Origin of the sequence: Granulicella mallensis MP5ACTX8 (genome assembly GCF_000178955.2) — a bacterium.
GTDB lineage: Bacteria > Acidobacteriota > Terriglobia > Terriglobales > Acidobacteriaceae > Granulicella > Granulicella mallensis.
Genome location: NC_016631.1, coordinates 2,118,296 through 2,139,648 on the forward strand (window position 1 = coordinate 2,118,296; position 21,353 = coordinate 2,139,648).

24 protein-coding genes are annotated in these 21,353 nt (G+C 50.9%); 17 read left to right on the forward strand and 7 right to left on the reverse strand.

The window, feature by feature from the left end:
* The first annotated feature begins 351 nt into the window (after positions 1-351).
* Positions 352-501 carry a hypothetical protein gene (locus tag ACIX8_RS25905; RefSeq protein WP_014265024.1) on the forward strand — a complete coding sequence of 50 codons (150 nt, stop codon included), beginning with the start codon at positions 352-354 and terminating at the stop codon, positions 499-501.
* Positions 502-595: 94 nt separating this feature from the next.
* On the opposite strand, the gene ACIX8_RS24485 is transcribed toward ACIX8_RS25905, so the two are convergent.
* Positions 596-1,144 (reverse strand): hypothetical protein, encoded by a 549-nt coding sequence (locus tag ACIX8_RS24485; RefSeq protein WP_014265025.1) that lies wholly within the window; start codon positions 1,142-1,144, stop codon positions 596-598.
* Positions 1,145-1,538: 394 nt separating this feature from the next.
* Here ACIX8_RS24485 and ACIX8_RS25590 point away from each other — a divergent pair, with 394 nt between their 5' ends.
* Positions 1,539-1,739: a hypothetical protein gene (locus ACIX8_RS25590; protein ID WP_014265026.1), complete on the forward strand. Its 201-nt coding sequence runs from the start codon at positions 1,539-1,541 to the stop codon at positions 1,737-1,739.
* 83 nt (positions 1,740-1,822) lie between these two features.
* Here the strand turns inward: ACIX8_RS25590 and ACIX8_RS24490 are convergent, their stop codons facing one another.
* Positions 1,823-2,377 (reverse strand): hypothetical protein, encoded by a 555-nt coding sequence (locus ACIX8_RS24490; RefSeq protein WP_014265027.1) that lies wholly within the window; start codon positions 2,375-2,377, stop codon positions 1,823-1,825.
* Between the two features lie 602 nt (positions 2,378-2,979).
* Between ACIX8_RS24490 and ACIX8_RS09000 the strand changes: the two genes are divergently transcribed.
* A complete protein-coding gene (locus tag ACIX8_RS09000; RefSeq protein ID WP_044176429.1) occupies positions 2,980-4,101 on the forward strand; it encodes a tyrosine-type recombinase/integrase in 1,122 nt (373 codons plus the stop codon).
* Positions 4,102-4,122: 21 nt separating this feature from the next.
* Here ACIX8_RS09000 and ACIX8_RS09005 read toward each other — a convergent pair whose 3' ends face one another.
* Positions 4,123-4,449, reverse strand: coding sequence for a hypothetical protein (locus tag ACIX8_RS09005; RefSeq protein WP_014265029.1), 327 nt, complete (start codon positions 4,447-4,449; stop codon positions 4,123-4,125).
* A gap of 314 nt (positions 4,450-4,763) precedes the next feature.
* Here ACIX8_RS09005 and ACIX8_RS09010 point away from each other — a divergent pair, with 314 nt between their 5' ends.
* Together ACIX8_RS09010 and ACIX8_RS09015 are read left to right on the forward strand one after the other, a co-directional pair.
* The gene (locus ACIX8_RS09010) at positions 4,764-4,994 is read left to right on the forward strand and encodes a MerR family transcriptional regulator (protein WP_014265031.1); all 231 of its coding nucleotides are present in this window, start codon (positions 4,764-4,766) and stop codon (positions 4,992-4,994) included.
* Positions 4,984-5,259, forward strand: a complete 276-nt coding sequence (locus ACIX8_RS09015; protein ID WP_014265032.1) for a hypothetical protein — start codon at positions 4,984-4,986, stop codon at positions 5,257-5,259. Before ACIX8_RS09010 ends, ACIX8_RS09015 begins: the two co-directional genes overlap by 11 nt.
* A gap of 123 nt (positions 5,260-5,382) precedes the next feature.
* On the opposite strand, the gene ACIX8_RS09020 is transcribed toward ACIX8_RS09015, so the two are convergent.
* Positions 5,383-6,309 (reverse strand): hypothetical protein, encoded by a 927-nt coding sequence (locus ACIX8_RS09020; protein ID WP_014265033.1) that lies wholly within the window; start codon positions 6,307-6,309, stop codon positions 5,383-5,385.
* A 319-nt stretch (positions 6,310-6,628) separates the two neighbouring features.
* Here ACIX8_RS09020 and ACIX8_RS24495 point away from each other — a divergent pair, with 319 nt between their 5' ends.
* Complete coding sequence (locus ACIX8_RS24495; protein WP_014265034.1) at positions 6,629-8,116, forward strand: DUF5131 family protein; 1,488 nt, start codon at positions 6,629-6,631, stop codon at positions 8,114-8,116.
* 74 nt (positions 8,117-8,190) lie between these two features.
* Here the strand turns inward: ACIX8_RS24495 and ACIX8_RS26145 are convergent, their stop codons facing one another.
* Positions 8,191-8,544, reverse strand: a complete 354-nt coding sequence (locus ACIX8_RS26145; protein ID WP_014265035.1) for a hypothetical protein — start codon at positions 8,542-8,544, stop codon at positions 8,191-8,193.
* A gap of 1,672 nt (positions 8,545-10,216) precedes the next feature.
* Here ACIX8_RS26145 and ACIX8_RS09040 point away from each other — a divergent pair.
* The 6 genes from ACIX8_RS09040 to ACIX8_RS26500 all read left to right on the forward strand — a co-directional run bounded on the left by ACIX8_RS09040 (position 10,217) and on the right by ACIX8_RS26500 (position 13,533).
* Positions 10,217-11,056, forward strand: a complete 840-nt coding sequence (locus ACIX8_RS09040; protein WP_014265039.1) for a hypothetical protein — start codon at positions 10,217-10,219, stop codon at positions 11,054-11,056.
* Positions 11,057-11,311: 255 nt separating this feature from the next.
* The gene (locus tag ACIX8_RS09045) at positions 11,312-11,926 is read left to right on the forward strand and encodes an HNH endonuclease (protein ID WP_014265040.1); all 615 of its coding nucleotides are present in this window, start codon (positions 11,312-11,314) and stop codon (positions 11,924-11,926) included.
* Positions 11,926-12,084: a hypothetical protein gene (locus tag ACIX8_RS25915; protein ID WP_014265041.1), complete on the forward strand. Its 159-nt coding sequence runs from the start codon at positions 11,926-11,928 to the stop codon at positions 12,082-12,084. Before ACIX8_RS09045 ends, ACIX8_RS25915 begins: the two co-directional genes overlap by 1 nt.
* Positions 12,074-12,499: an RNA polymerase sigma factor gene (locus tag ACIX8_RS09050; RefSeq protein ID WP_014265042.1), complete on the forward strand. Its 426-nt coding sequence runs from the start codon at positions 12,074-12,076 to the stop codon at positions 12,497-12,499. Before ACIX8_RS25915 ends, ACIX8_RS09050 begins: the two co-directional genes overlap by 11 nt.
* Positions 12,500-12,853: 354 nt before the next feature.
* The gene (locus ACIX8_RS09060) at positions 12,854-13,156 is read left to right on the forward strand and encodes a hypothetical protein (protein WP_014265043.1); all 303 of its coding nucleotides are present in this window, start codon (positions 12,854-12,856) and stop codon (positions 13,154-13,156) included.
* A gap of 164 nt (positions 13,157-13,320) precedes the next feature.
* Positions 13,321-13,533: an HNH endonuclease gene (locus ACIX8_RS26500; RefSeq protein ID WP_223295494.1), complete on the forward strand. Its 213-nt coding sequence runs from the start codon at positions 13,321-13,323 to the stop codon at positions 13,531-13,533.
* Between the two features lie 282 nt (positions 13,534-13,815).
* Here the strand turns inward: ACIX8_RS26500 and ACIX8_RS09075 are convergent, their stop codons facing one another.
* A complete protein-coding gene (locus ACIX8_RS09075; RefSeq protein ID WP_014265046.1) occupies positions 13,816-14,223 on the reverse strand; it encodes a hypothetical protein in 408 nt (135 codons plus the stop codon).
* Positions 14,224-14,313: 90 nt separating this feature from the next.
* Here ACIX8_RS09075 and ACIX8_RS25920 point away from each other — a divergent pair, with 90 nt between their 5' ends.
* Positions 14,314-15,081 carry an HNH endonuclease signature motif containing protein gene (locus ACIX8_RS25920; RefSeq protein ID WP_190273802.1) on the forward strand — a complete coding sequence of 256 codons (768 nt, stop codon included), beginning with the start codon at positions 14,314-14,316 and terminating at the stop codon, positions 15,079-15,081.
* Positions 15,082-15,180: 99 nt separating this feature from the next.
* Positions 15,181-15,828 carry a DNA-methyltransferase gene (locus ACIX8_RS09085; RefSeq protein WP_396248433.1) on the forward strand — a complete coding sequence of 216 codons (648 nt, stop codon included), beginning with the start codon at positions 15,181-15,183 and terminating at the stop codon, positions 15,826-15,828.
* Between the two features lie 4 nt (positions 15,829-15,832).
* On the opposite strand, the gene ACIX8_RS09090 is transcribed toward ACIX8_RS09085, so the two are convergent.
* Positions 15,833-16,759: a DUF2971 domain-containing protein gene (locus tag ACIX8_RS09090; RefSeq protein WP_014265048.1), complete on the reverse strand. Its 927-nt coding sequence runs from the start codon at positions 16,757-16,759 to the stop codon at positions 15,833-15,835.
* A 485-nt stretch (positions 16,760-17,244) separates the two neighbouring features.
* On the opposite strand from ACIX8_RS09090, the gene ACIX8_RS09095 reads away from it, so the two are divergent.
* The 3 genes from ACIX8_RS09095 to ACIX8_RS25180 are packed head-to-tail and all read left to right on the forward strand — an operon-like array spanning position 17,245 to position 21,353.
* Positions 17,245-18,936 (forward strand): terminase large subunit, encoded by a 1,692-nt coding sequence (locus ACIX8_RS09095; protein WP_014265050.1) that lies wholly within the window; start codon positions 17,245-17,247, stop codon positions 18,934-18,936.
* 13 nt (positions 18,937-18,949) lie between these two features.
* Positions 18,950-20,602: a phage portal protein gene (locus ACIX8_RS09100; RefSeq protein WP_014265051.1), complete on the forward strand. Its 1,653-nt coding sequence runs from the start codon at positions 18,950-18,952 to the stop codon at positions 20,600-20,602.
* A complete protein-coding gene (locus ACIX8_RS25180) occupies positions 20,595-21,353 on the forward strand; it encodes an HK97 family phage prohead protease (protein WP_014265052.1) in 759 nt (252 codons plus the stop codon). The genes ACIX8_RS09100 and ACIX8_RS25180 overlap by 8 nt, the downstream gene beginning before the upstream one ends.

Below are 21,353 nucleotides of genomic sequence, written 5' to 3' on the forward strand. Positions count from 1 at the left end.
TGCCTGTTCAGATCTTTCAGCAACCGATCCGAAGACGGTATCAAGCTGGAGCTCACCGGTGAGCAATAGCTGCACGCGGAGTCACCATCTGATGGTGATTTCTAATGCTAAATAGGCCAGTCCATGATGGGCTGGCCTTTTGTTGTGCTCCGAGTTGATCGTTAGACTCTCCGAAGCCAGATGTGCTACAAAGTCTGGGTGCATGATCCATGCATCCCACCGGGCTACAGCTTGGCATCCCCTTACGTGAATATCAGTGCAGTTGAATTCGCTTTCCTGCCTCTGTGTCTGCCGCACATTTTCAACAAACACAGAAAGTCATCAATCTCTCAACCTATAAGGAGAAATGATATGCCGACAGTTATTTCCGAGGAAATTGCAAAGGAACCCACCGCAGAGAAGCCCACAGAAGAGAAGTCCACCGATGAACAGGCTCCAACGAAGGAAGAGGTCGTGAAGCCGGGTGAGGCTTACGTCTATAGGGCACCTAATCAGCTTTGATTAAGCCATCACCAACCGCGACACAAGCAAGAATGCCCGGCAACCTCTCATGAGGACCGGGCATTTTCTGTTTCGCGAGGCTGGTCCGATGACACTACGGTTGTGATGTTTGTGCGGGTCCAGATACAACGGCTTTTATCCGGTCGGTCAATGTCTCGATGGACTTTGTGAAAGCAATCTTACCTTTGGGTATGGTGGTATCCCGTCCTGCCCAGATGGTGATCGCATACAAAGAACTTTGCGTAGAAGGATCGAGGATGGAAAGGTTCAAGAACGCGGGGAAATAGGTGACTCCCTGAGCGCTCCCAGGGTTCCCAGCCACCTCCGCTGAACGCTCCGTACCCCGTATCTCGAAGATAAGATCAGCTTGCGCCGGTGAAGCGACTAACTGGAATCGGCCCCACTGCTTGAGCGACGCGTAAAGCTCGTTGTAAGCCTCATTTGGGCCGCCCGGAATATTTTGTACGAACTGCTGCTCCTCGCCTCCATTGGAGAGAAAGATCTTCTTTGCGGAGGTCACCCTGGCAATCACTTCAGGCGAAGGTGGCGGCGAAGGTGGTGGTGCTACTGTCAGGCAGGCTATGGTAAGAAAGGGAAGCAAAAGGCAGAGGCTCAGCAAGGGCCTGCGGATTAGGGTGTTCATGATGTACCTATCGTTGGGCGTACTCAATGGGGAAAGCGGGCGACGAGGTGCAGGCACAATACTACTGCACCCACACGCCTAAATTTTGCCGCCCGACAGGCTTTGGACTCTACTCTTCAGAGTGGCGAAGGCGGTATCAAGCTGGAATGACCGGTGAGCAGTACGCAAAGCTGAAGAGGTAGTGTTGTCATCGATTCCGCCAAGTTTCCACTTTCTCGGCGTGTGTGCTACAAAATTTGGGTGCATGATTCCCGTGCATCCCTCCGGGCCACAGTTTAGAACTCCACACCTGAATATCAGTGCAGTTCAAATCGCTTTCCTGCCTCTGTGTCTGCTGCACATTTCCTATGAGCACAGAGATTCGTCAATCTCACAACATACAAGGAGAAATGAGATGGCTCTAACTAGTATCTTTCCAGCCGTAGCAGAGGTAACCCCGCCCGAACAACCCTCTGCTGAAAATGCCGATGTCACCACAGAAGAGAAGTCCAGCAATGAACAGGCTGTAGAGGCTCCCGAGAAAGAAACCTCTAATAGACCGGTCGTCGTACCGTCGATGGATTCGCATAAAATAAAAGGAAACGTAACGTGGTGAACCGCAGCAAAAGCAAGTCCAATCGCCCGGCAGCCTCTCTGAGGACCGGGCGTTTTCAGTTTAAGGAGACTGTTCCGATGGCACTACGGTTGTGGCGTTTGTGCGGGTCCAGATACAACGGCTTTTATCCGGTCGGTCAATGTGCCGATGGACTTCGTGAAAGCGATCTTACCTTTAGGGATGGTGGTATCCCGCCCTGCCCAGATGGTAATCACATACAAAGAACTTTGCGTAGAAGGATCGAGGACGGAGAGGTTTAAGAATGCGGGGAAATAGGTGACTTCGGAATGGCGGCTATCCATACTCGTGGAAATTAGGTCTGGTGGACGTTCCGCACCATGTATCTCGAAGATGAGATCAGCTTGCGCCGGTGAGGCGACTAACTGGAAGCGGCCCCACTGCTTGAGCGACGCGTAAAGCTCGTTATAAGCCTCATTTGGACCACCCGGAATATCCCGTACAAACTGATGATCCTCGCCTCCATTGGAGAGAAAGATCTTCTTCGCAGAAGTCATCCTGGCAATTACATCAGGCGAAGGTGGTGGGGAAGGTGGCGGCGCTACCTTCAAGCAAGCCACAGTAAGAAGCAGAAGCAAAAGGCAGAGGCTCAGCAAGGGTCTGCGAATTAGAGCGTTCATGGCATTCCTATCGTTGGGCGTACATCCATGTGGGAAGGCGGGTGACGAGGGGCAGGCACAATACTACTGCACCCACTTCAGAGGGGAGGCCAGATAGCGCTAGAAGTGACCGGTGAGCAATACGCAAAGCTACGGAGGTGAACTTACTTCATCCTTATCCGGCTCATTCACAATCAAGCTGAATCAATCATGCTCATTCATCACCACGCCCCATCCTGACAGCAGGGCGGGGCTTTTGTGTTTGTGAATTGGTATTAGGTGCAGCGAAGTACAGCGTGCAAAAGTAGCACAAGTTGCTTTTGGAGGCTTTGATGATTTCTGGGGAGGGTTGTAAAACCTGCATATTTATTGAGGATTTATGGTGGCCCGGGCAGGAGTCCAACCTGCGACCTTCGCGTTAGGAGTGCGAATTTGCACTCTCTTGAGTATGCCTGAACTGAACTGCACGAAGACGAATAAATCTAGTAAAATGAATAAGATATAAGGTTTATTTGCGTCAAACTGACTGCACGCTCCTGCACGAATTACCGGTACAAAATCACACAATAATCACACATTTGGGTTATCATCGACCCATGCCAAGAGGTCGGAAAGCAGCAAAAGTGAAGGGCGTGTTCGAGCGGTCGCCCGGGGTATGGTGCGCCCAATACCCAAGCGGAGCCTATCCGGATGGACGTACTCGATGGGTTCGGAAGTCGTTCGGCTCTGACAGGGCGGCAGCGGTTTCGTATGTCGAGAAGGCACGGCTCATTGAGCGGACGGGTGAGGGGCTGTTGCCCACTACGGCTCGGAAGCCTGTCCTGACTTTCACTGAGGCAGACCGACAGGCTGCAAGTGTCACGGTCGATGAGCTGGCTGACGATTACCTCGCGTTCGTCCAGGCCAACCCGACCGAGTTCAAAGATCAGGTCAATCCTCCCCGCGTCATCAAAGAGATCAAAGAGGTGTTCGGCTCACATCCTGCAACGACCTTGGAAGCTCATCAGATCGATGACTGGTTGACCGAGATTCAGAGGAAACGAGATCTCGCTCCCGGCACCGTCAACCGAATCAAGTCCACCTTTTCGGGTATATACCGCCGTGCTCTACAGCGCTCAAAGGTGAAGGTGAACCCTGTTCGTAATGTTCCGCAGCGGAAGATGGACAACAAAATAGGGAAGAGATTGACCGATGCAGAGATCGAAAAACTCCGAAATGCCATCCGCAAGAGTGGTGAATCTAAGGCTCACCTCGCGCAGTACCAGCCGGATGTGATTGAACACCGGTTATGTGAACTTGATTTCGCTCTTGGCACCGCTTGGCGCAAGTCTGAGCAATACGGGCTGAGATGGCCACAGGTGGATTTCAAGAACAAGAAAATCACTGCGCTGAACACTAAGAACGGCGAGACATACGTGTGCGAGATGATGGGGCTTGCAGAAAAGGCATTACGAAGGCTTCAGAAACTCAAACGTTCCCGGTTGGCTGGCCGGAAATACGATGCTCCAACTGATGCCGTGTTCGCTATTGGAGACAACAAGAAGTGGTTTGCTCAGGCGACGAAAGATGCGAAGTTGAAGATTCGCTGGCACGATCTCAGGCACACCGCGATATCGATCGTTGCAGAGAAAGCACCGTTTGCCGTGGTCCAGGCGTTCAGCAGACACAAGTCCTCATCGATGGTCATGCGCTACGCGCACGCTGACTCCACCACTATCCGCGATCACTTAGCAATGCTGGACTAACAAAGGGATGGATGCGTCGTTTCAGCGATCCTTGACCTGTAGTCCAATCAGAATGCGGAGCTTCTTCAAATATGCATCCATGTTTGCTGAGGAGATTTCAGGATTGGAACCATCGTTGTAGAAATAGATTCGATCACTGGTTCCCAACCCATGACAATCGAGCTTGGCGAGTGTAGATGGCCCAAGTCCCGTTATAAACATCTTGTGCAATGGATCGTTCCACTCCGACCACCCGTCTGTGATTGTTCCTAGAGTTTTGTATTTTCTGTTAAAGAACGTCCATGATCCATCAGGATTCTTCTCCATCCCATAAGGAAACATGGCCTGACGCACATTAAGATTCGTCATTGAACTCCTTAATCGTCGCGATTGCAAGATACCCCATGTGGGGCGATTTCATTGCGATCAGCATACAGCGTGGCTTTGAACCACATGTTCGGAAATAGAGAGCTTGCACTAAATTCCACCCGTAGTTATTCTGTAAAAGATGCATTCGGAATTCCTGTTCCTGATTTCGGGAGTTTGCAGCCATCAAATCGAGTAGAGCCTAACAGGCCAGTGGTATCCCCAACATCCTTAGAGTCACTGTGTACTCGTGACTTCGTGTGTCCACTGCTGGTCTTCCGGCATGGTGCCTGTGTGCCTATGCCTTTTGAGGTTCTATGAACGACAACACCGCAACACCCCTTCTCGTATCGCGGAAAGATTGTGCAACCCTTCTCTCTCTTTCCGTCCGCAGCATTGACTATCTCATTGCCGACAAGCGCATCAAGACCCGCCGTGTCGGTGGCTCTGTGCGCATACCCATGACCGAAGTACATCGCATTGCTCGGATGGATTTCATCGGCAGCATTCGTCCTGTCAAGACGCAGGAGGTGGCGAATGCAGCCTAACCTTCAATCGCAACTCACCGCCATCACTAACCAACTCGCAGCCATCACCGACTACCTCGGCGATCAAATCACCTGGACCGGGAAGACGTTCAATCCCACGCAGGGCAAACGCAAAGGCTGCAAGAATTGCTATGCCGCCAAGCCGAAGCCTACAGCCAAGCGCGGTCGTCCAGCCAAGCCGAAGCATGGACGCAGCCGTGGCAAGGCGCACAGCGATGCCATCAGGGCAGGTCTGAGAAAGTCCAAACGCGCCAACGCCAAGTAATCCGTGTCAGTTGAACTACCTCAGCCGCTTCCGGTGCATTGGAAGCGGCTTTTCTTTTGCAGAAGTATGGACTTTACGCAAGGGCGAGCGGAGGTCACAATGAGACTCCGTGACAGGGCATCGTTACTTTACCTTGCAGTCTTCATCTGCGCAGTTGTGCTGGGAGTTTTTTCCTTCACACGGGGTCATGTACAAAGTCTCAGCAAAATTTCCGTCTCTGGGCATGTGAAAGTTGTACCGATAGCAATACTCCGTGATATGTGGCGTTCCAAATATGTCCTTGTAGGTGAGTCGTCCGAAACTATACCAAGATCCAGGATCTTTCACGATACCAGTATGCAAAACAAGCGAAGCAAGGGCTCCGCATTCACTAATCGTTTGCATAGAATGTGGGCCTATCGTGAGTTGCTGTTTTTCCCCCAAGAATTGAGAAAAATCCAGCAACTCATTCGATCTAAGTTTGAATTGCTCTCCCGTGCCACAATTCCTTTGCAGCACCAAACCGCGCGCGTTGGTGCTACCGCTGTTTTCAAGGGTTATATCCCAAGAATAGGCTGGCTCGCCGTTGGATGCGAGGCCGTATGTGGTATCAATCGACTTCACAAAGACGAACGCTCTCTGAGTCTCCGTATATTGGCTCTTGAACGTATTAGCTTGGGTGTCGAGTTTTTCTACTGCATCACCGACCCCATTACTGATTTTTCTTGCGCTGGTCGAAAAACTTTCAGCCGCATCGTCAACGCGGTTGGCAGCGGCTATCAGTCGGTCTACTTGAGTAGAGGTGGCGCGGTTATTGCTCCACGATTCGTAAGCCTGAAAAGCGGATACAGAAAAGATAAGCGCAGTAAGAATAATCATCCAGCGCTCGCCCACCTTCACCCGGTCGAGAAGTTTCTCGTTTGTATCTTTCTCGTTTTGAGCGGGTTTATCTGCGCGTGTCTGGGTTTCAAAAGGCTTTCCCGTTTCCATAGGAAGTCTGACATCTGGCGGGCTGTCGGCCTGCTGATTATTAGTGCTTTTCTTATCGTTCAATTTGGGCGCCTTATCCATGTATGAGGATCGCTCCGATGAAGCACAAATACTAAGAGGGCCCAGAAGCACTAGAGCGGTTCAAGCAAGGGATGTCCTAAAGATGCTTTGAAAGACAAGGTTATACCGAAGCGCCAATCTGTGCGATCATGCAAGCCGGGAACGGCCTTGGGTCGGATTTCGCACTCTGTACTGCACTACGCTGCACTGTGTAACCATAAACCACTTGCCAGTGTCAAATAATAGGAGTAGAATTGGCAAATTGGTCGGAAAAGGCCATTTAGTAGTAAGCGGCGGCTGGGGCAGGACTTCGGTGGTCAAAGGTGGATTATGAAAGGGAATGCGGAATAGTGGAATTAATTGGACAACGGGCACTTTCAATGCGTGGACGGGCTGCACAAAGATAGATCAGGAATGCAAGAACTGCTATGCAGAGGTATTGCTAGATCAGAGGTACGGGGCTAATAGAGAGAAGCGGTGGGGTACAGAAGCCAAGCGGAAACGGACTTCTGAAAGTAATTGGAAACAAGTAAAGAAATGGAACTCTGATGCGGCTTCCTCCGGGGAACCGCATTTCGTGTTTTGTGGCTCTTTGATGGATGTGATGGACGGCCATGAGTCGATTCCTCAGGCGTGGCGGGATGATCTCTATAAGCTGATATCGGAAACGCCCAATCTTACTTGGTTGCTTTTGACTAAGAGGCCAGAGAACTATGTGAGCTTTTTGAATGGGCGGCAATTGTCCTGGCCGCATGTGTGGCTTGGGACTACTTGCGGGCACGATGGCGATAAAGCAAGAGGCCGAATAGAGGCATTACAAGGAACTCCTATTCATTCTGAGGCGCAGCGGTTCGTCTCGGCAGAGCCTCTTCTGAGTGATATCAGCGGTATCGATCTATCCGGCATTGGATGGGTGATAGCGGGCGGTGAGAGCGGAGCTGGTGCAAGGCCATTTGATCTAAAGAATGCTTGGAATCTATATGAGGCGTGCGACCGGCAGCATATCGCATTTTGGTTTAAGCAGATAGGCGAGATCACTGTTGACGGCGCGGAATCAATCGAGAAAGTCAGCAGTCTCCATGATCTTTCGCAGGTGCCATCGAAGTATGCGGCGATGATTCGGCGGGAGCGACCAGAGCCATATAGGGCAAGCGTGCAGGCCGTGCCCACGGTGAAGGCCGATCTCCCGGCTCTCGAAGCGGCTACATGGATGGATGCGACAGAGGGCACTGATTCGGCTCTGTCTGAGTGGGTTGATTGCCAGTTTCCGACTGATGAAGTGAAGGCTAGGGAACTTGTTCTGAGGCCGCAACTGTTGGCGGCGGTGACGGCGTTGAAGCGGTCCAGGTTCGATACCGGTCGGCTGTTGACTGAGTATCGGAAGCTGTTCAAAGGCACCTTCGACGGGCTTCTTAATGCGCTGGGAATTAAGCGTAGGACAGGCTTCGACATCATTGAGGATTACGAGAGAGCGAAGGCTGTAGCTGAACCATTGAGGGCGGCAGCATCGCGAAAGGGAATCGATCTAGCGGAGCGGAAGTACGAGGACTTGGCTTTGCAATTGGCTAAGAGTGCGAAATCCGCACTGTCTGATGATGAGGCTGATGTCGAGTTTGAGGCTGTTGCTGAGGAAGTCAAGAGTGAGCGATTGAAGAGCAAGCTAGATAAAGGCAAAGCAGATAAGCTCGTTCAGATCTCGTTATCCGGCGGTGCTAATGCGACAGAGTTGGAAGAGAAAGTGAAATCGGCCCTGGGTGCAGATGTGTTTCGGGCGCGATACATCGCCTGGCTGAAGACTCAAGAGGCGGCATTAGCGGAAGCTGCGTAAGACGCAGAAATGCCCGGCTCTCGTTATGAGTTGCCGGGCGTGTTTGCTTGCCTGTAATGCGGGTTGGGTAAGGTTTAAAACGCCAACGGCCCGTTATTCCGCTGCGCCTTGATGGAGACTTTCTTTGCGGCTTTCTTTGCCGGAGCCTTCTTCTTTGCCAAGGTCACAGGACCAGTAAGAGTGCCAGTCCCGGTAACTGTCGCTCTTGTCACGGTCTTCTTCTTGGCAGCGGCTTTCTTCGCTGGCTTGGCAGCGTAGGCCCCCATGTACATGCGTGACTTTGCTGGGGACTTCCTCGCAGCCGTCTTCTTAACAGCCTTCTTCGCTGGTGCCTTCTTTGCTACAGCTTTCTTCGCGGGAGCCTTCTTGACTGCCTTCTTTACGGCTTTCTTTGCAGGAGCTTTCTTTACAGCTTTCTTGGTTGCCATTGTGTCGCCTCTCATAGATGAATTGGGAGCCTACACCAGAATGAGGTCGATGCAGCGAATGGGGAAGACTCAACTTTGGTTCATGCGCGAGGCATAAGACTCACCCTCGCAGCATCGACTGATTCAGATTCTGTGCGACATCAGGGCGGCTGCGAACATCGCAACGTAGGAAAGTGTCAGCATTTTCCAATAGCCATTCTTGCCTAATCGAAAGGGTATTGAAGGGAACCCGACTTTGGGACCGTAGCGAAGGACCTGCCACAGGATGAATGCGAGAACCGGGGGAGCTAAGACAAGAATCAAGATTGTGGTCTGCATTGCTGCTACCTCCGCAATAACTATTTCATGCTTTCTTCAGCTTTGACCAGCGTCTCTTCTGTGAAGCGTTGATTCTAGCGCATTCAGCAGGCCTTCTTAAAGCATTTGATCCGTTTTGGCATGTTAGTTCGTACTGATGGTGGGGAATTCTTAATCCTCTTCAAGAGTCGCTTTACATCCGTTTGCTCGGCAGGGCTGAGGCTTTCATCAAATATCAATCGGGCAGGACGTGTCACATACATCCGCTGCGCGAGATCGGGCGCTATGATGCGCAAGTCCAAATCTTGATCCTCGAACGAGACAAATCGATCGAATGTAACCAAAGGGCCACGTCCCCCTGGGCATTCGTGTCTATGTGGACCCACACCAATCCAATTCAACTTGTAGGCTATCCCATTTGCTCTGGCTTCGCCGCCACTCCCACCAATCCCTATTACAGCGTCATAGGAATAGCCTCGGACAACCCCCATGCAGTCGTGGATTCCAAACCGCCCCTTTTCGTCTGGATCACCATTGTGAGTTCGTTTATAGATGAGGGTTCTCATGCCGGATAGTGTACATGGCGCTGATGTTTTACTGTGTTGTCTCAAAAGTATCGAGAGTCATGTGCCTTGAAAATAATTTCAATTATTTTCGTTTTCCACTGACGGAATTGAAAAAGATTCCGATACTACCTATTTACATAAGCAGCAAAGCCCATCTGGATATTTGAAAACGGGGCAATTGAGCATTGAAACCGGGCCGTCGTGATGACGCCTCGACCGAAGGGCTCAATACGCATGGTAAGAAGTTAGACTGTCCCATGACCGGGTAACGCACTCAGGCGTCCGGCGAAGTGATGAACCGATATGTTCGGGTGGGGCACAGCACAAGCGATACAGGGCATGATGTAAAGAGCCTTGGATCACTCTCCGAAGGGAGCTGGTGTGTTGGCGATACTTTCTCAGGATGCGTTACAGGACCGGGGGGTGACAGAGCACCCATAGCCAGCCTGAGAGTACGAGTCTAAGAAAGTCATACGCTAAGGTCTTTATACTGTCGGCCCTCCTCAGGGTAACGATTGGTGATGATTCAGAGTGATGCACTTCTCTTCAATACCTATAGGGTAAGGAGAAGTGTGTCACCACTGAATCATTGCCTGTCGTTATAGGGTGCGACGACAAGTTCATTCATGCTGTGATGTGATGCCAGACGATCTCTGTGTATGACGTGCTGCCAATCTGTTGAAGTCAGCCATCATTAACACCCTATCTGGCCCTGACCATTTGTACTTGCGGTGTTTGATTCGTAAGCAACAGGTCTATCGTCTGTGAAGGTAATATGCTTCACTGAACGTGGCTGATAGCATGGTCGAATGCCAAATTCTCCGACACCACGAGAACTCCTGCTAGTAAAAGTTGACAGGGCCTATAAGCACATCATCGATCTTGAGGCCGAAATCCTCCAATTCAATCGGGAGGGAGACAGTCACGAAATCTTCTCTAAGGACGACCTTCAGACCGGTGAGCGAACGTTTTATCTCCGAATTATCAAGGATATCCCTCTGGGCATTTCTGCGCTTGTCGGAGATGTTGTTCAGAATCTCAGAAGCACACTCGATCATCTTGCCTTTCACTTGGTACAAAGTAGCCCCATTACTCCTAAGCCCAAAGAGCAAGACATTTACTTCCCCATCTATGAGACGGCCGCCAAATACGATTCTGGAAAGATGAGAAAAACACAAAGCATGGCGGATGCTGCTATAAAGGCTATCGATGACATCCAGCCCTACTACAGAAGCGACCCCATTGATTACTCCGCTGGGATCGGGAATGGAACTCCCCTCTTTTGGCTCGACGAAGTCAGCAAGCTCGATAAGCATCGCCTTCTCGTCACGATTCGAGGTGATGTAGTATCCCATTCCCTTCCAAAATCTAAGCGGATTGAGATGGCCAATTTCTTGAAGACCGCATTGGGGAGCACGTCGGCTGATGTTCGGATTGCCTTTAGGCCAACTGATAGCCCTTTGGTAGATGGCAGCGTGTTGTGTACCCTCCCCATCGCAGATGTAGACAATAAGATGGAGTTTGGATTTCAAATAGCCTTCGGAGAGCCGAAATGGGTTAGAGGCAAGGAACTGCTCTCTACTTTGAAGCACTGGCACAAGTTCGTTAGAGATATTATCGAGGACTTCGACGCTAAAGGTTTGCTCTGACCGCTACCGCGCAAAAGGCTCCTAAAAGGATAAAAGCAACGGGCGGCAATCTCAAGCTCATGCCGATCACAAACGTGATTAAAACAGTCAGTGCGTCATGAAAATAATTACAACTATTTTCATTTATTTGCGTTTTTCGTTGATGGTTTAGCGTGGAAAAAGCATACTAAGGATATGTGTAGGCAAGAATACGCCTGCACTTGCATTGAGTTCTGTTGAGAACCAGCAAGTCATCTCTCAACATAGGAACTCATCATGCAAGCTCTGCTCGACAATCCCCCAAATCCCAACATTCCTGAAAAGTTCATAGACAGGTTCTTCGATAAGGTCCAGGTCGATCCTGTGACCGGCTGCTGGCACTTTGACGCTGCTCGCTTTCGCAACGGATATGCCCATTTCCATAATCCCGTCACAACCGCGTATGCCCATAGATTTTCTTTCCTAGCCTTTAATGGCCCTCTTCAAAAGGGTCTGAGTGTCCAACATCGTTGTCCGGCTGGATCGAATAAGGCATGTGTCAACCCTGCTCATCTCTTCCAGGACACGGCGAAGAAGAACAGCCAGGATGCTGTTGTTGAAGGTCTGTATTCGGCTACACCACGCCGTAAACAAGTGAAGGCTACAACGGAAGAGATTGCAGACATTCGCAAACGTTTCAATGATGGGGAATCTCTATATTCCATCGCGAAGAAATGGAATCGTTCTGTTCCGTATGTGTCGAGTGTCGCCTCGATGAAGCTGCACACTGGCAAACCACGCAAGCCTAGGGCTCCTCTATCAGGCATATCAGCAGTAGAGAAACCCGCCAAAAAGAAGAGTGGAAAGGTCTGGGACACATTAGCCACCCATCTCGCAAAGGAGGCCGCGTAATGACCAATCAGAGAGAACGGAACGCGGAAGCCATTGAGCGGTATGCCCAGCAGGTTCGCGAAGCCTCGGCCGATGTGGAAAGAGCATTTAAGAAGGTTCAAGAATTGATCGATCGATATTACCCAAACGGGATCATGGAGAAAGACGATGCAGAATAATCGCCTCGCTCCAGATCACTTCTTTCGCCTTGCGGATGCACGAAATAGAGATTACCGGCAAGACCAATACGTCGCATTGCTTGAGGCCGCGCCACAAACTGAAAAGGCAGCATTAGCAATCCTCCGAACGGTTCATCATCGGCAAGAGACATCACGCCGTCGGGATCGTAAGTGGACTGTCCAGCCCGACCTGACATTCGATCCCATCGCGCCACAGGGAGAAGATACAGACGGTCATATAGTAGCTGCCTTATCCTGCTTGCCCCTTGAAGATCAAGACATAATCAGCCAACACATCATCGAAGGAATGTCACTCAGAGACATTGCCAAGCAGCAAGGCGTCTCGAAGGACTGCATTCGTAAGCGGTATGACCACGCCAAGCAGAAACTTCAGGCACTCGCCCAAAAAGAGTAGCCAATTTCCTTCTCAAAGACCCGTAATAAGTAGAGGGGAAATATCTCCGCATCAGTCCGATCATTCGATCACCCACCTATTGACTGTTAACGCGTGCTGCATAAACCCCGCCCAATAGAGAACCAACCCCTCGACACATTCAAATGCGAAAAGACACATCACTCCCAAAGCGGGAGAAACACATCCCCGAACGTATCAAGCTCGCTGACGCGTCCGCTCATCCTGGTGTCGAACTCATCGAAGCCTTGACCGAGAGACGGCCAACAGCCGAAGCCAAAGCGATTCTCGAATCATGGCGTTTCAAATATCAGCCGTATAGCGGCAAAACACACCCTAAAAATAGGTACATCCTAAATGTCTAATTGGATCACTAACGCCGCCGACGCCATTGCACACGCCTTCACAAGCGTATTCGGCTCAACAGCCGCAAAGAACTTCCTCGATGCCGAAAAGAACATCCTAAAGACTGCTCTCGGTGTCATCGCAAAGGATGCCGTCACAGCAGTTCAGCAAGACGTAACCAGTCCTCTATCTGAAGCCCAATGGGCAACAGCAGCCGCCACCATCGGCGCTAAAGCAGCAGGCGAGGGAATCGTCGTAGCCGGTCAAGAAATCGACCTGTTGATTGGATTGTTCAGCGCCGTCAAGGTCAGCTAGTGCCCCAGGCTGCAAAGCGCCCATGCAAGAAGTCAGGATGCAGTGAACTCACCTTATCCGGCTATTGCGAGAAACACAGCACGACAGACAATCTGTACAAATACGATAATCATCGTGGTTCAGCAACATCTCGCGGATACGGTGCGGACTGGAACAGGCTCCGTGTGCAGGCACTCATCAGAGACTTCTATCTCTGTGTCCGTTGCAAAGCGAACGGCGATATAAAGCCCGCTACGGATGTTGACCATATCCGGCCATTCAATGGCAAAGACGATACTCTCCGTCTTGATATAGACAACCTTCAATCCCTTTGCAAAGCCTGTCACTCACGCAAAACGGCCAAGGAAGATGGCGGCTTCGGTCACGCCAAATCATGAATCAAGACCTCATAGATATAGCTACCAAAAGAAACATCATTGCGGACGATAGTATTGTCCGGGTAGTTAAATCAAGATGAGGCGAGGCTATAACTGAGATAACGAGTAACAATGCAATCCGCATAGTTACCATATTCCAATTTAGCTGTTGGCCTGACCGTCGAGATTGCATGAGCATACCGCCAAGCGCAATCAACGCCGCAATGCCACCGAAAATAGTCGATCCCCAACTAGCCAAGAACTCATGATCGTGCAGCCAAGTTTGCATGACTATCTCCTCGCTTAGAACTTGTTTCTGTCTGTTTCAGGAAGCCCACCCGACACTTCATTGGGATTCTTCGTCTCTTCGGGATCGTCATACTCCCGCAGAGCGCGCACCTCATGATGCCAAATTTTCATCGTTGAGATGACATCTGTGAGGCTTCCTGACTGCAAATCTGTTTTTTCAGGCTCGCTCTTTGCCAAGCGAGGCCTGACTATCGTCGCTCCTGGTGGATGGGATTCCACGATAAGGAAGACGCCTTGCGCGTCCTTGCCTCCGAGCTGAGGCACAATAGCTGCTCTTACCTGTCCATGCGCAATGTAAACGCATTCAGCTCCGGCTAAACGCCTAGCTTCTGCAACCACATCTCTAACTAGACCCGCTACGTTCACATCGAATAGTAGCCCCGCCACGTCTTCCATCGACATCGTGCGTCTCCCTACATCATTTTCTTGAGTTTCTTAGTGCCAGAACTATATCAGCTTAGCCACGGTGACTGTCTTACGGAGATGTCAAAGTTGCCCGCCAATAGTGTCGATATGGTCTTGACTGACCTGCCGAAGCGGTTTCCACCACCGAGCGACGAGGTTGTCAGGCTGTACACACAGGAACGATGGACACTCCGCAGAATAGCTGACCTCTATCATTCAAATCACCACGTTATTCGCCGTATCCTGCATAAAAACAATGTCGAGATTATCGGCAACAGGGCGCGGAAGCCAGTCAGCGATGAGACGCGAAAGCGTCAGAGCGCGGCGGCTAAAAAGCGTGGCCCGCACCTGACCAAGTACACATACAGCGAAGCCCAGAATAGAGCCAATCAGAAGCGCAAGATGGGAACAGTGATTGACCTCGATCAATACAAAGATTTCGAGCGTCTCAAGTTCCTTACAAAACTGACCTCCAGATATCGAAAACACTTTGGACATTCCGATGAGGTCCGCAAGGCATTTATAGATAAGTTCTGGAATGATCCGGCTTTCAATGCGATATACGACCGATGGATTAGCTCCGGCCAGAACAAATGGTGGATGCCTTCTCTCGATCACAAGCAACCGAAATCACGAAAAGGCTCTTGGGCCTTGGACAATCTGGAAATGCTTACGTGGTTCGAGAACAGGGCCAAAGACAACATGACATCCGAAGAGTGGGCAGCGTTCAAACGCACAAATCACATTAGCTCAGACCTCTTCATCGAGAACATACTTAATGACCGAATCCAACCCAACGGAGAACAACATAGGGAAGACAGCGGATTATCAACTCCTCTTAGGCGATGCGCTTGAGCAGATGAAAGTGATACCGGCAGGATCGATAGATATGATCCTCACCGATCTTCCCTATGGTTAGGAACGACCAGCAACGCGTGGGACAGCATCATTCCGATGGAAAAGCTCTGGGCAGAATGGAAACGCGTCTGCAAGCCAGGAGCGCCAATCGTGCTCTTTACACAGCAACCATTCACCACGACTGTCGCCGTGAGCAATCTCAAACAGCTAAAGACTGAACTCATTTGGGAGAAACCGCAGGGAACGAACTTCCTAAACGCGAAGAAATATCCCATGAAAGTTCACGAGAATATCCTCGTGTTCTGCGATCAAACTCCGCTGTATCACCCACAGATGACGACCGGAGCAACACCATACGTCACTGGCGCTCATTATGGTTCGAGCAACTATCGTCCGATGGATTACGCGGGCGGTAAAGTGAATGCTGACGGCTCTCGCTATCCAAGATCGGTTCTACAGTTCATACCTGAACGAGGAATGCACCCAACACAGAAACCTGTTTCTCTCTGCGAATGGCTCATACGCACATATTCAAATGCTGGCGATACCGTGCTTGATTGCTGCATGGGGTCTGGCACAACGATTCTCGCGGCACTCAATACAGACAGAAAGGGAATCGGCATTGAACAAGATCAGAAGTATTTCGATATAGCAGCACAACGATGCAAAGAGACAGAGGCTAACCAAACAACGTTAACCTCTATCCCGCATGAACCAGACATCATAGAAGATAGAGCGGCTTAATAACCTACCAATCTCGATATGGCAGATTCGATTTCGTCACATTAGCTGATGTCAATCCAATTGAGCGGCAAAAGCCAAAGACCGCGAGCTGAGTGAGATCAGCATTGGGCGTCGGTCCTATTTTGATCTCAGTGACTGCATCCCAACGAAAAACGTCAGGACGCATCTCCTCGGCGGCTTTCGAATGAGGCACATTTAGGGCGACATACGGGACCAAAGATGAACGCGTACATCTGAACTCAATTTGATGGGCCTGCTGGAATTGGGATGGCAGAACCAAACGATACTCAGATTCGCTGCTGAATCCCTTATGTTTGTAAAAACTGGCCTGAGCTTCGATGTTGAAACGGAAGTAAGCGTCGATACTAGCGAACTCATCTCCATAGTTATCCTTTAGCTCCTGCACTGACTTCAACGCATCGTTATACGCCGAATTCAATACTTTAATCGCAAGCTCGCCGTCATTAGGATCAACATAGAATACGCGTTTGAATTCACAGGGCAGTATATAGTCCCACACGTTTCGCTTATAACCCTCGTAGGCAGGCTTCCACGCAAGCTCTACTGCTTTTAGACACTCTGTCTTGAATCCGATGCTGACGCCGTTAGCCTGTGGACAATACGAGCGCCATTGATTCAGCGAATCTGACTCTGCGGAGAACGATGCGACATATGGACCATCGGGTACCTGTGATCGCTGGCTAATTCGAAATTGTTCGACTTCCATGCGATGTTCTGACGCGAAGTTGAGTAAATGTCCATCCACGGTGTCGAGCAGAAGGTTCCGCTCAGAGACATCATTCAAATATCCGATATCCGTAGCCCATATCTTCTGTGTCTTCAGAATCTTCATCATTGAAGCCAGAGACGTGTAGTGATACACCACGGTCGGCTCTACGTCTGGAATCAGGGGTTTGAGAACACTGCTCATGTATCCGCCATCCTAACGGAAATCAAAGGTTAGGGGTATGGGGTCGAAATCCCTCGCATTCAGGCCCCCTGAGACCGCACATTGGTCGAATTTTTACGTCTGCAATTCAAAGTTTTGAAAATCGATGCCCAAACCACGTAAACCGACGGCCCTGCTTGCCTTAAATGGCGGTCTGGCCACTAATCCTGGCCGCTATGCAGATAGATTGAGCGAACCTAATGTGACTCTTCCCATTGGTTCAGCCCCATCCGGTTTCTCCAAAGCGAAACGTGCGATATGGGATGAAGTGGCTGGCTTGGTTGCGCCTGGTGTTCTCCAACGCAGTGACCGCATCATCCTTGAACTCATCACCCACCTCATATATGACCTACGCACAGGCCAATCGACTGTCGCGTCTATCGCGCAGCTACGTATGGCTCTCGCCTCATTAGGCATGACCCCTTCAGATCGAAGCCGCGTGTCAGCCGCTCCCCAAGATTCCCCCAATGACCCCTTGCAGTTCCTCGACAGTTAGCTTCACCGACCGCGCCATCCATTATTGCCGGTCCATCTTCGCGAAGGAACATCCTGCTAGTCGATACACAATCGGAGCCTGTCAACGCTTCCTAGACGATCTAGAGCGCACTGATTGGCGCTGGATATACGATCCCGCCCGCGCACATAAGGTTTGCAGCTTCATCCAGCTCTGCCCACACGAAAAGGGCGCAAAGCAATCAACGCCATTCCTATTGGAAGACTTCCAGGTCTTCATTGTCTGTTCCATATTTGGCTTTGTTGACCGTGACACCCAGCTCAGACGCTTCCGTGAGGCTGTATTGCTCATTCCCCGGAAGAACGGCAAGTCGCCTCTAGCTGCTGCCATTGCTCTATACATGACTTTCTTTGACGGGGAGAAAGGTGCCGAAACCTACTGCGGAGCACTCACCGAACAACAGGCCTTTGAAGTCTTCCGGCCTGCAAAGGCCATGCTCGAAGGGATGCCTGCACTCTGCAAGCGTTACGGAATCGAGATAAACGCAAAGTCTCTCGTACAACCTACATCCCGCTCTCGAATGATGCCCGTCATTGGCACAGGCCGGGACGGCTCCATGCCTCATCTGTTCGTAGGCGACGAAGCGCATCAGTGGAGAGACGCATCTCTCTATGACGCCCAATCAACGGGCATGGTCGGACGTAAACAACCTCTCAAGCTCATCATCACCACTGCTGGCGAAACGATCAGCGGCCCGGCCCACTCCAAACAGCGTGAAGTTGAAGCACTGCTAGATGGCAAAGGCGATAACGAACGTCTATTCGGTGTCATTTATACCGCCGATCCCGAGATCCCCTGGACCTCACGCGAAGCCCTCCTAAGCGCCAATCCCAACATTGGTGTGAGTGTCTCGGAAGAATCCCTCATTGAGGCTCAAGCCGAAGCAATTCGTAATAGTGCCAAGCAGGGAACATTCCGCTGCAAACACTTGAATCATTGGATAACCGCCTCATCCGCATGGATGAACATGGAGTTCTTTCGCAAGTGTGCGGATTCCGCACTCAGCCCAGACGCATTCCTCGATGATCCCTGCATCCTCAGCAGCGATCTTGCCTCCAAGATCGACCTCTGCGCTCTCTGCAAACTGTTCAGGCGGGATATAGAAGGCAAACCCCACTATTACGCCTTCGTTCAGTGTTACGTTCCTGAGTCACGCGTCAACGACCCCGCCAACCAACACTTTCAGAAATGGTGCGCTGACGGGCTTCTCACCTCCACACCGGGCAGCAGCATTGATTACGCCACGCTCGAACGAGACACCCTCGCTGATATCGCCAAATTCAAAGTTTCTCTGCTTGCCTATGACGAACGCTATGCAGACCAATTCTCCCAGCGCGTAGCCGAACAAAGCGGCATAGATAGGGTCATTATCCCGCCATCTCCTCGCGAGCTATCACCCGCAATGAAGGAATTGGAATCAGCCGTATACGACGGCAGGTTCCATTACGACGGCAACCCACTTCTTGAGTGGGCGATGGGCAATGTTCTCACTCACGAGACAGTCGCCGGCAATCTCACAATGCCCGACAAGCCGGCTCCCGAAGCCAAGATAGACCCCGCAATAGCCATATTCCTCGCTATGAACCGAGCCATGTTGCTCGATCCCGCAGATAAGACATCTGCCTTTGAACCGTTCTTCCTATAAGACTCCCTCCCGAATGTCCCTTATCAAACTGAATTTAGAAGTGCCGCCATCGCCTCCGATAGAGCAGCGCGACAGCACCGTTAACGTCAATGGCCTGTTCTCCGCAGCATGGTCAATGCTGACGGATACAACACCCACCGCATCCGGCGAGATGGTCAATGAAGCCATCGCCCTGCAACACATTACTGTTTATGCGGCTGTCCGGTGCATTGCTGAGTCCGTAGGCTCTCTGACTCTCCGTCTCTATCGGCGCACCGACAGAGGCCGTCAGGAAGCACTAGACAAGTCCCTATACCGCGTTCTTACCGTTTCGCCTAACGATGAGATGTCTGCACCTGTTTTATGGGAATCAATTGCTGGTTGCATGGCCCTCACAGGCAATGCCTATCTTGAAATCCTCCGCAACAGCGCATTGGAACCAGTCGGCATATATCCGCTATCACCTCTATTAACCACACCAGTCCGTCTCCCTGACAAGACCCTGGCCTTTAAGACGAGTGTCGGCCTCACTAACGGTCAGACACGCATTGTCGCAGCGAAAGATATGCTCCATTTTCCTCTGTTTTCATGGGACGGCCTCAAAGGTCTGTCACCCATTGGTCAGGCGCGGCAAGCAATTGGCCTCGCGAGAGCAGCTGAAAAGTTCGGAAGCAAGTTCTTCGGCAACGGCTCACGCCCAGGTGGATTGCTCACACCGAACAGCAAGATAGACGAAAAAGAAATGATTAACTTCCGCAAGTTCTGGGAAGCCGCCAATGGTGGAGAGAATCAAGGCCGAATAGGTGTTTTACCTCAGTCCTGGACCTACACCCAGCTTGGCCTGTCACCTGAAGACAGTCAGTTTCTCGAAACCCGTCAGTTTAGCCGTACAGATATCGCAGCACTCTTCCGCGTGCCGCCTACGATGGTCGGCGATACCACCCGCCTGTCAAATAACAATCACGAGCAGCAGTCACTCTCATTCGTCACCGATACATTGCGCCCCTATCTGGTCCGTATCGAGAAGGAAATCCAGCGCAAGCTGCTTCCTGTAGACGGCTCAATGTTTGTTGAATTCGATGTTTCTGAACGTCTACGCGGTGACTTCGCAACGACGATGGCGGGATTCGCAACAGGGAAACAATGGGGCTTCTATTCCACCAACGCAGTCCTAGAAAAGCTCGGCGAGAATCCCATCGGTCCAGAGGGTGATGTCTATTGGGCTCCCGTCAACATGATGAACGCGGCAAGTCTCACCACTGTTCAGAAACCCATAGCGCCGACCACGCCTGCTGAAGCAGAAGCCGAAGTCGATCAAAGATCACTGTTCGATGCCTATATCCCGGCATTCAACGGTCTGTTTCAGGATGCCGTTAGCCGCATATCCTCTCGCAGCAAACGCGATGCGGAATCCATCACACCGATCTTGAACCCAATCCTTCAGTCGATTTCTAGCCTGATCGTCACCGAGGCCCGCAGCAAGTTTGATCTTCCTGATGATTGGACGCCTTCAGACAAGATCGTCCGTGACTGTATCAAAAACGCCTCTAGCCGCGCCAATGAATGGACCACGGATAACGCTTCATCTGTATCCGGCTCCGAAATGAGCAAAGCGATTCGTTCCATCCACACAAACATCTTTCGCGAAGCCGGTGCAGCAATAGCCACAAGGAACCCCCATGTCTAAAGAACCAAATTCAGTTGAGCATCGCTATCTAACACAAGAGTTTCGTGTGTCCGATACAGGAGCGCCAACCATTTCCGGTTATGCCGCTCTATTCGGCGTTTTTTCAGAAGATATCGGAGGCTGGACCGAATCGATTGATCCTCACGCATTCGATGCCATCATGATGACGAATCCTGATGTCCGTGCTCTATGGAATCACAATCCTGACCATGTATTAGGCAGAACTCTATCGGGCACATTGAAGCTAAACCTTGATTCTCGCGGATTGGCCTACGTCATTGATCCACCTAACACAACACTGGCTAACGACCTGATTGTTTCGATGCGCCGTAAGGATGTAACGCAATCGTCATTCGGCTTCAAGGTCAAACGCGATCAATGGACAGAGCAACCAGACGGCAGCATCACTCGCCGCATATTGGAATTCCAAGAGTTGCTAGACATATCGCCTGTTACCTATCCGGCTTATGCCCAAACAAGCTCTCAGGCCCGCAACATGCCTTCGACAATGCCAGCCGAACTCCGCTCTAAGATCATCACCCGATCAGCAGACGACATCTCAAATGAACCTATTTGCGAATGTGAATGCACCCAATGTCTCGCAGGAGCCTGCAATCTCTGCTCTGACGATGACTGCATAGACGAAGTTTGTTCTTGCTACAACCAGAATGCTCAGAGATCACTACATGTCTCTGATTCAGAGCATAGACGCCTTCTGATGAAGCTGGCTCTATTGGCTCATAAGCACTAA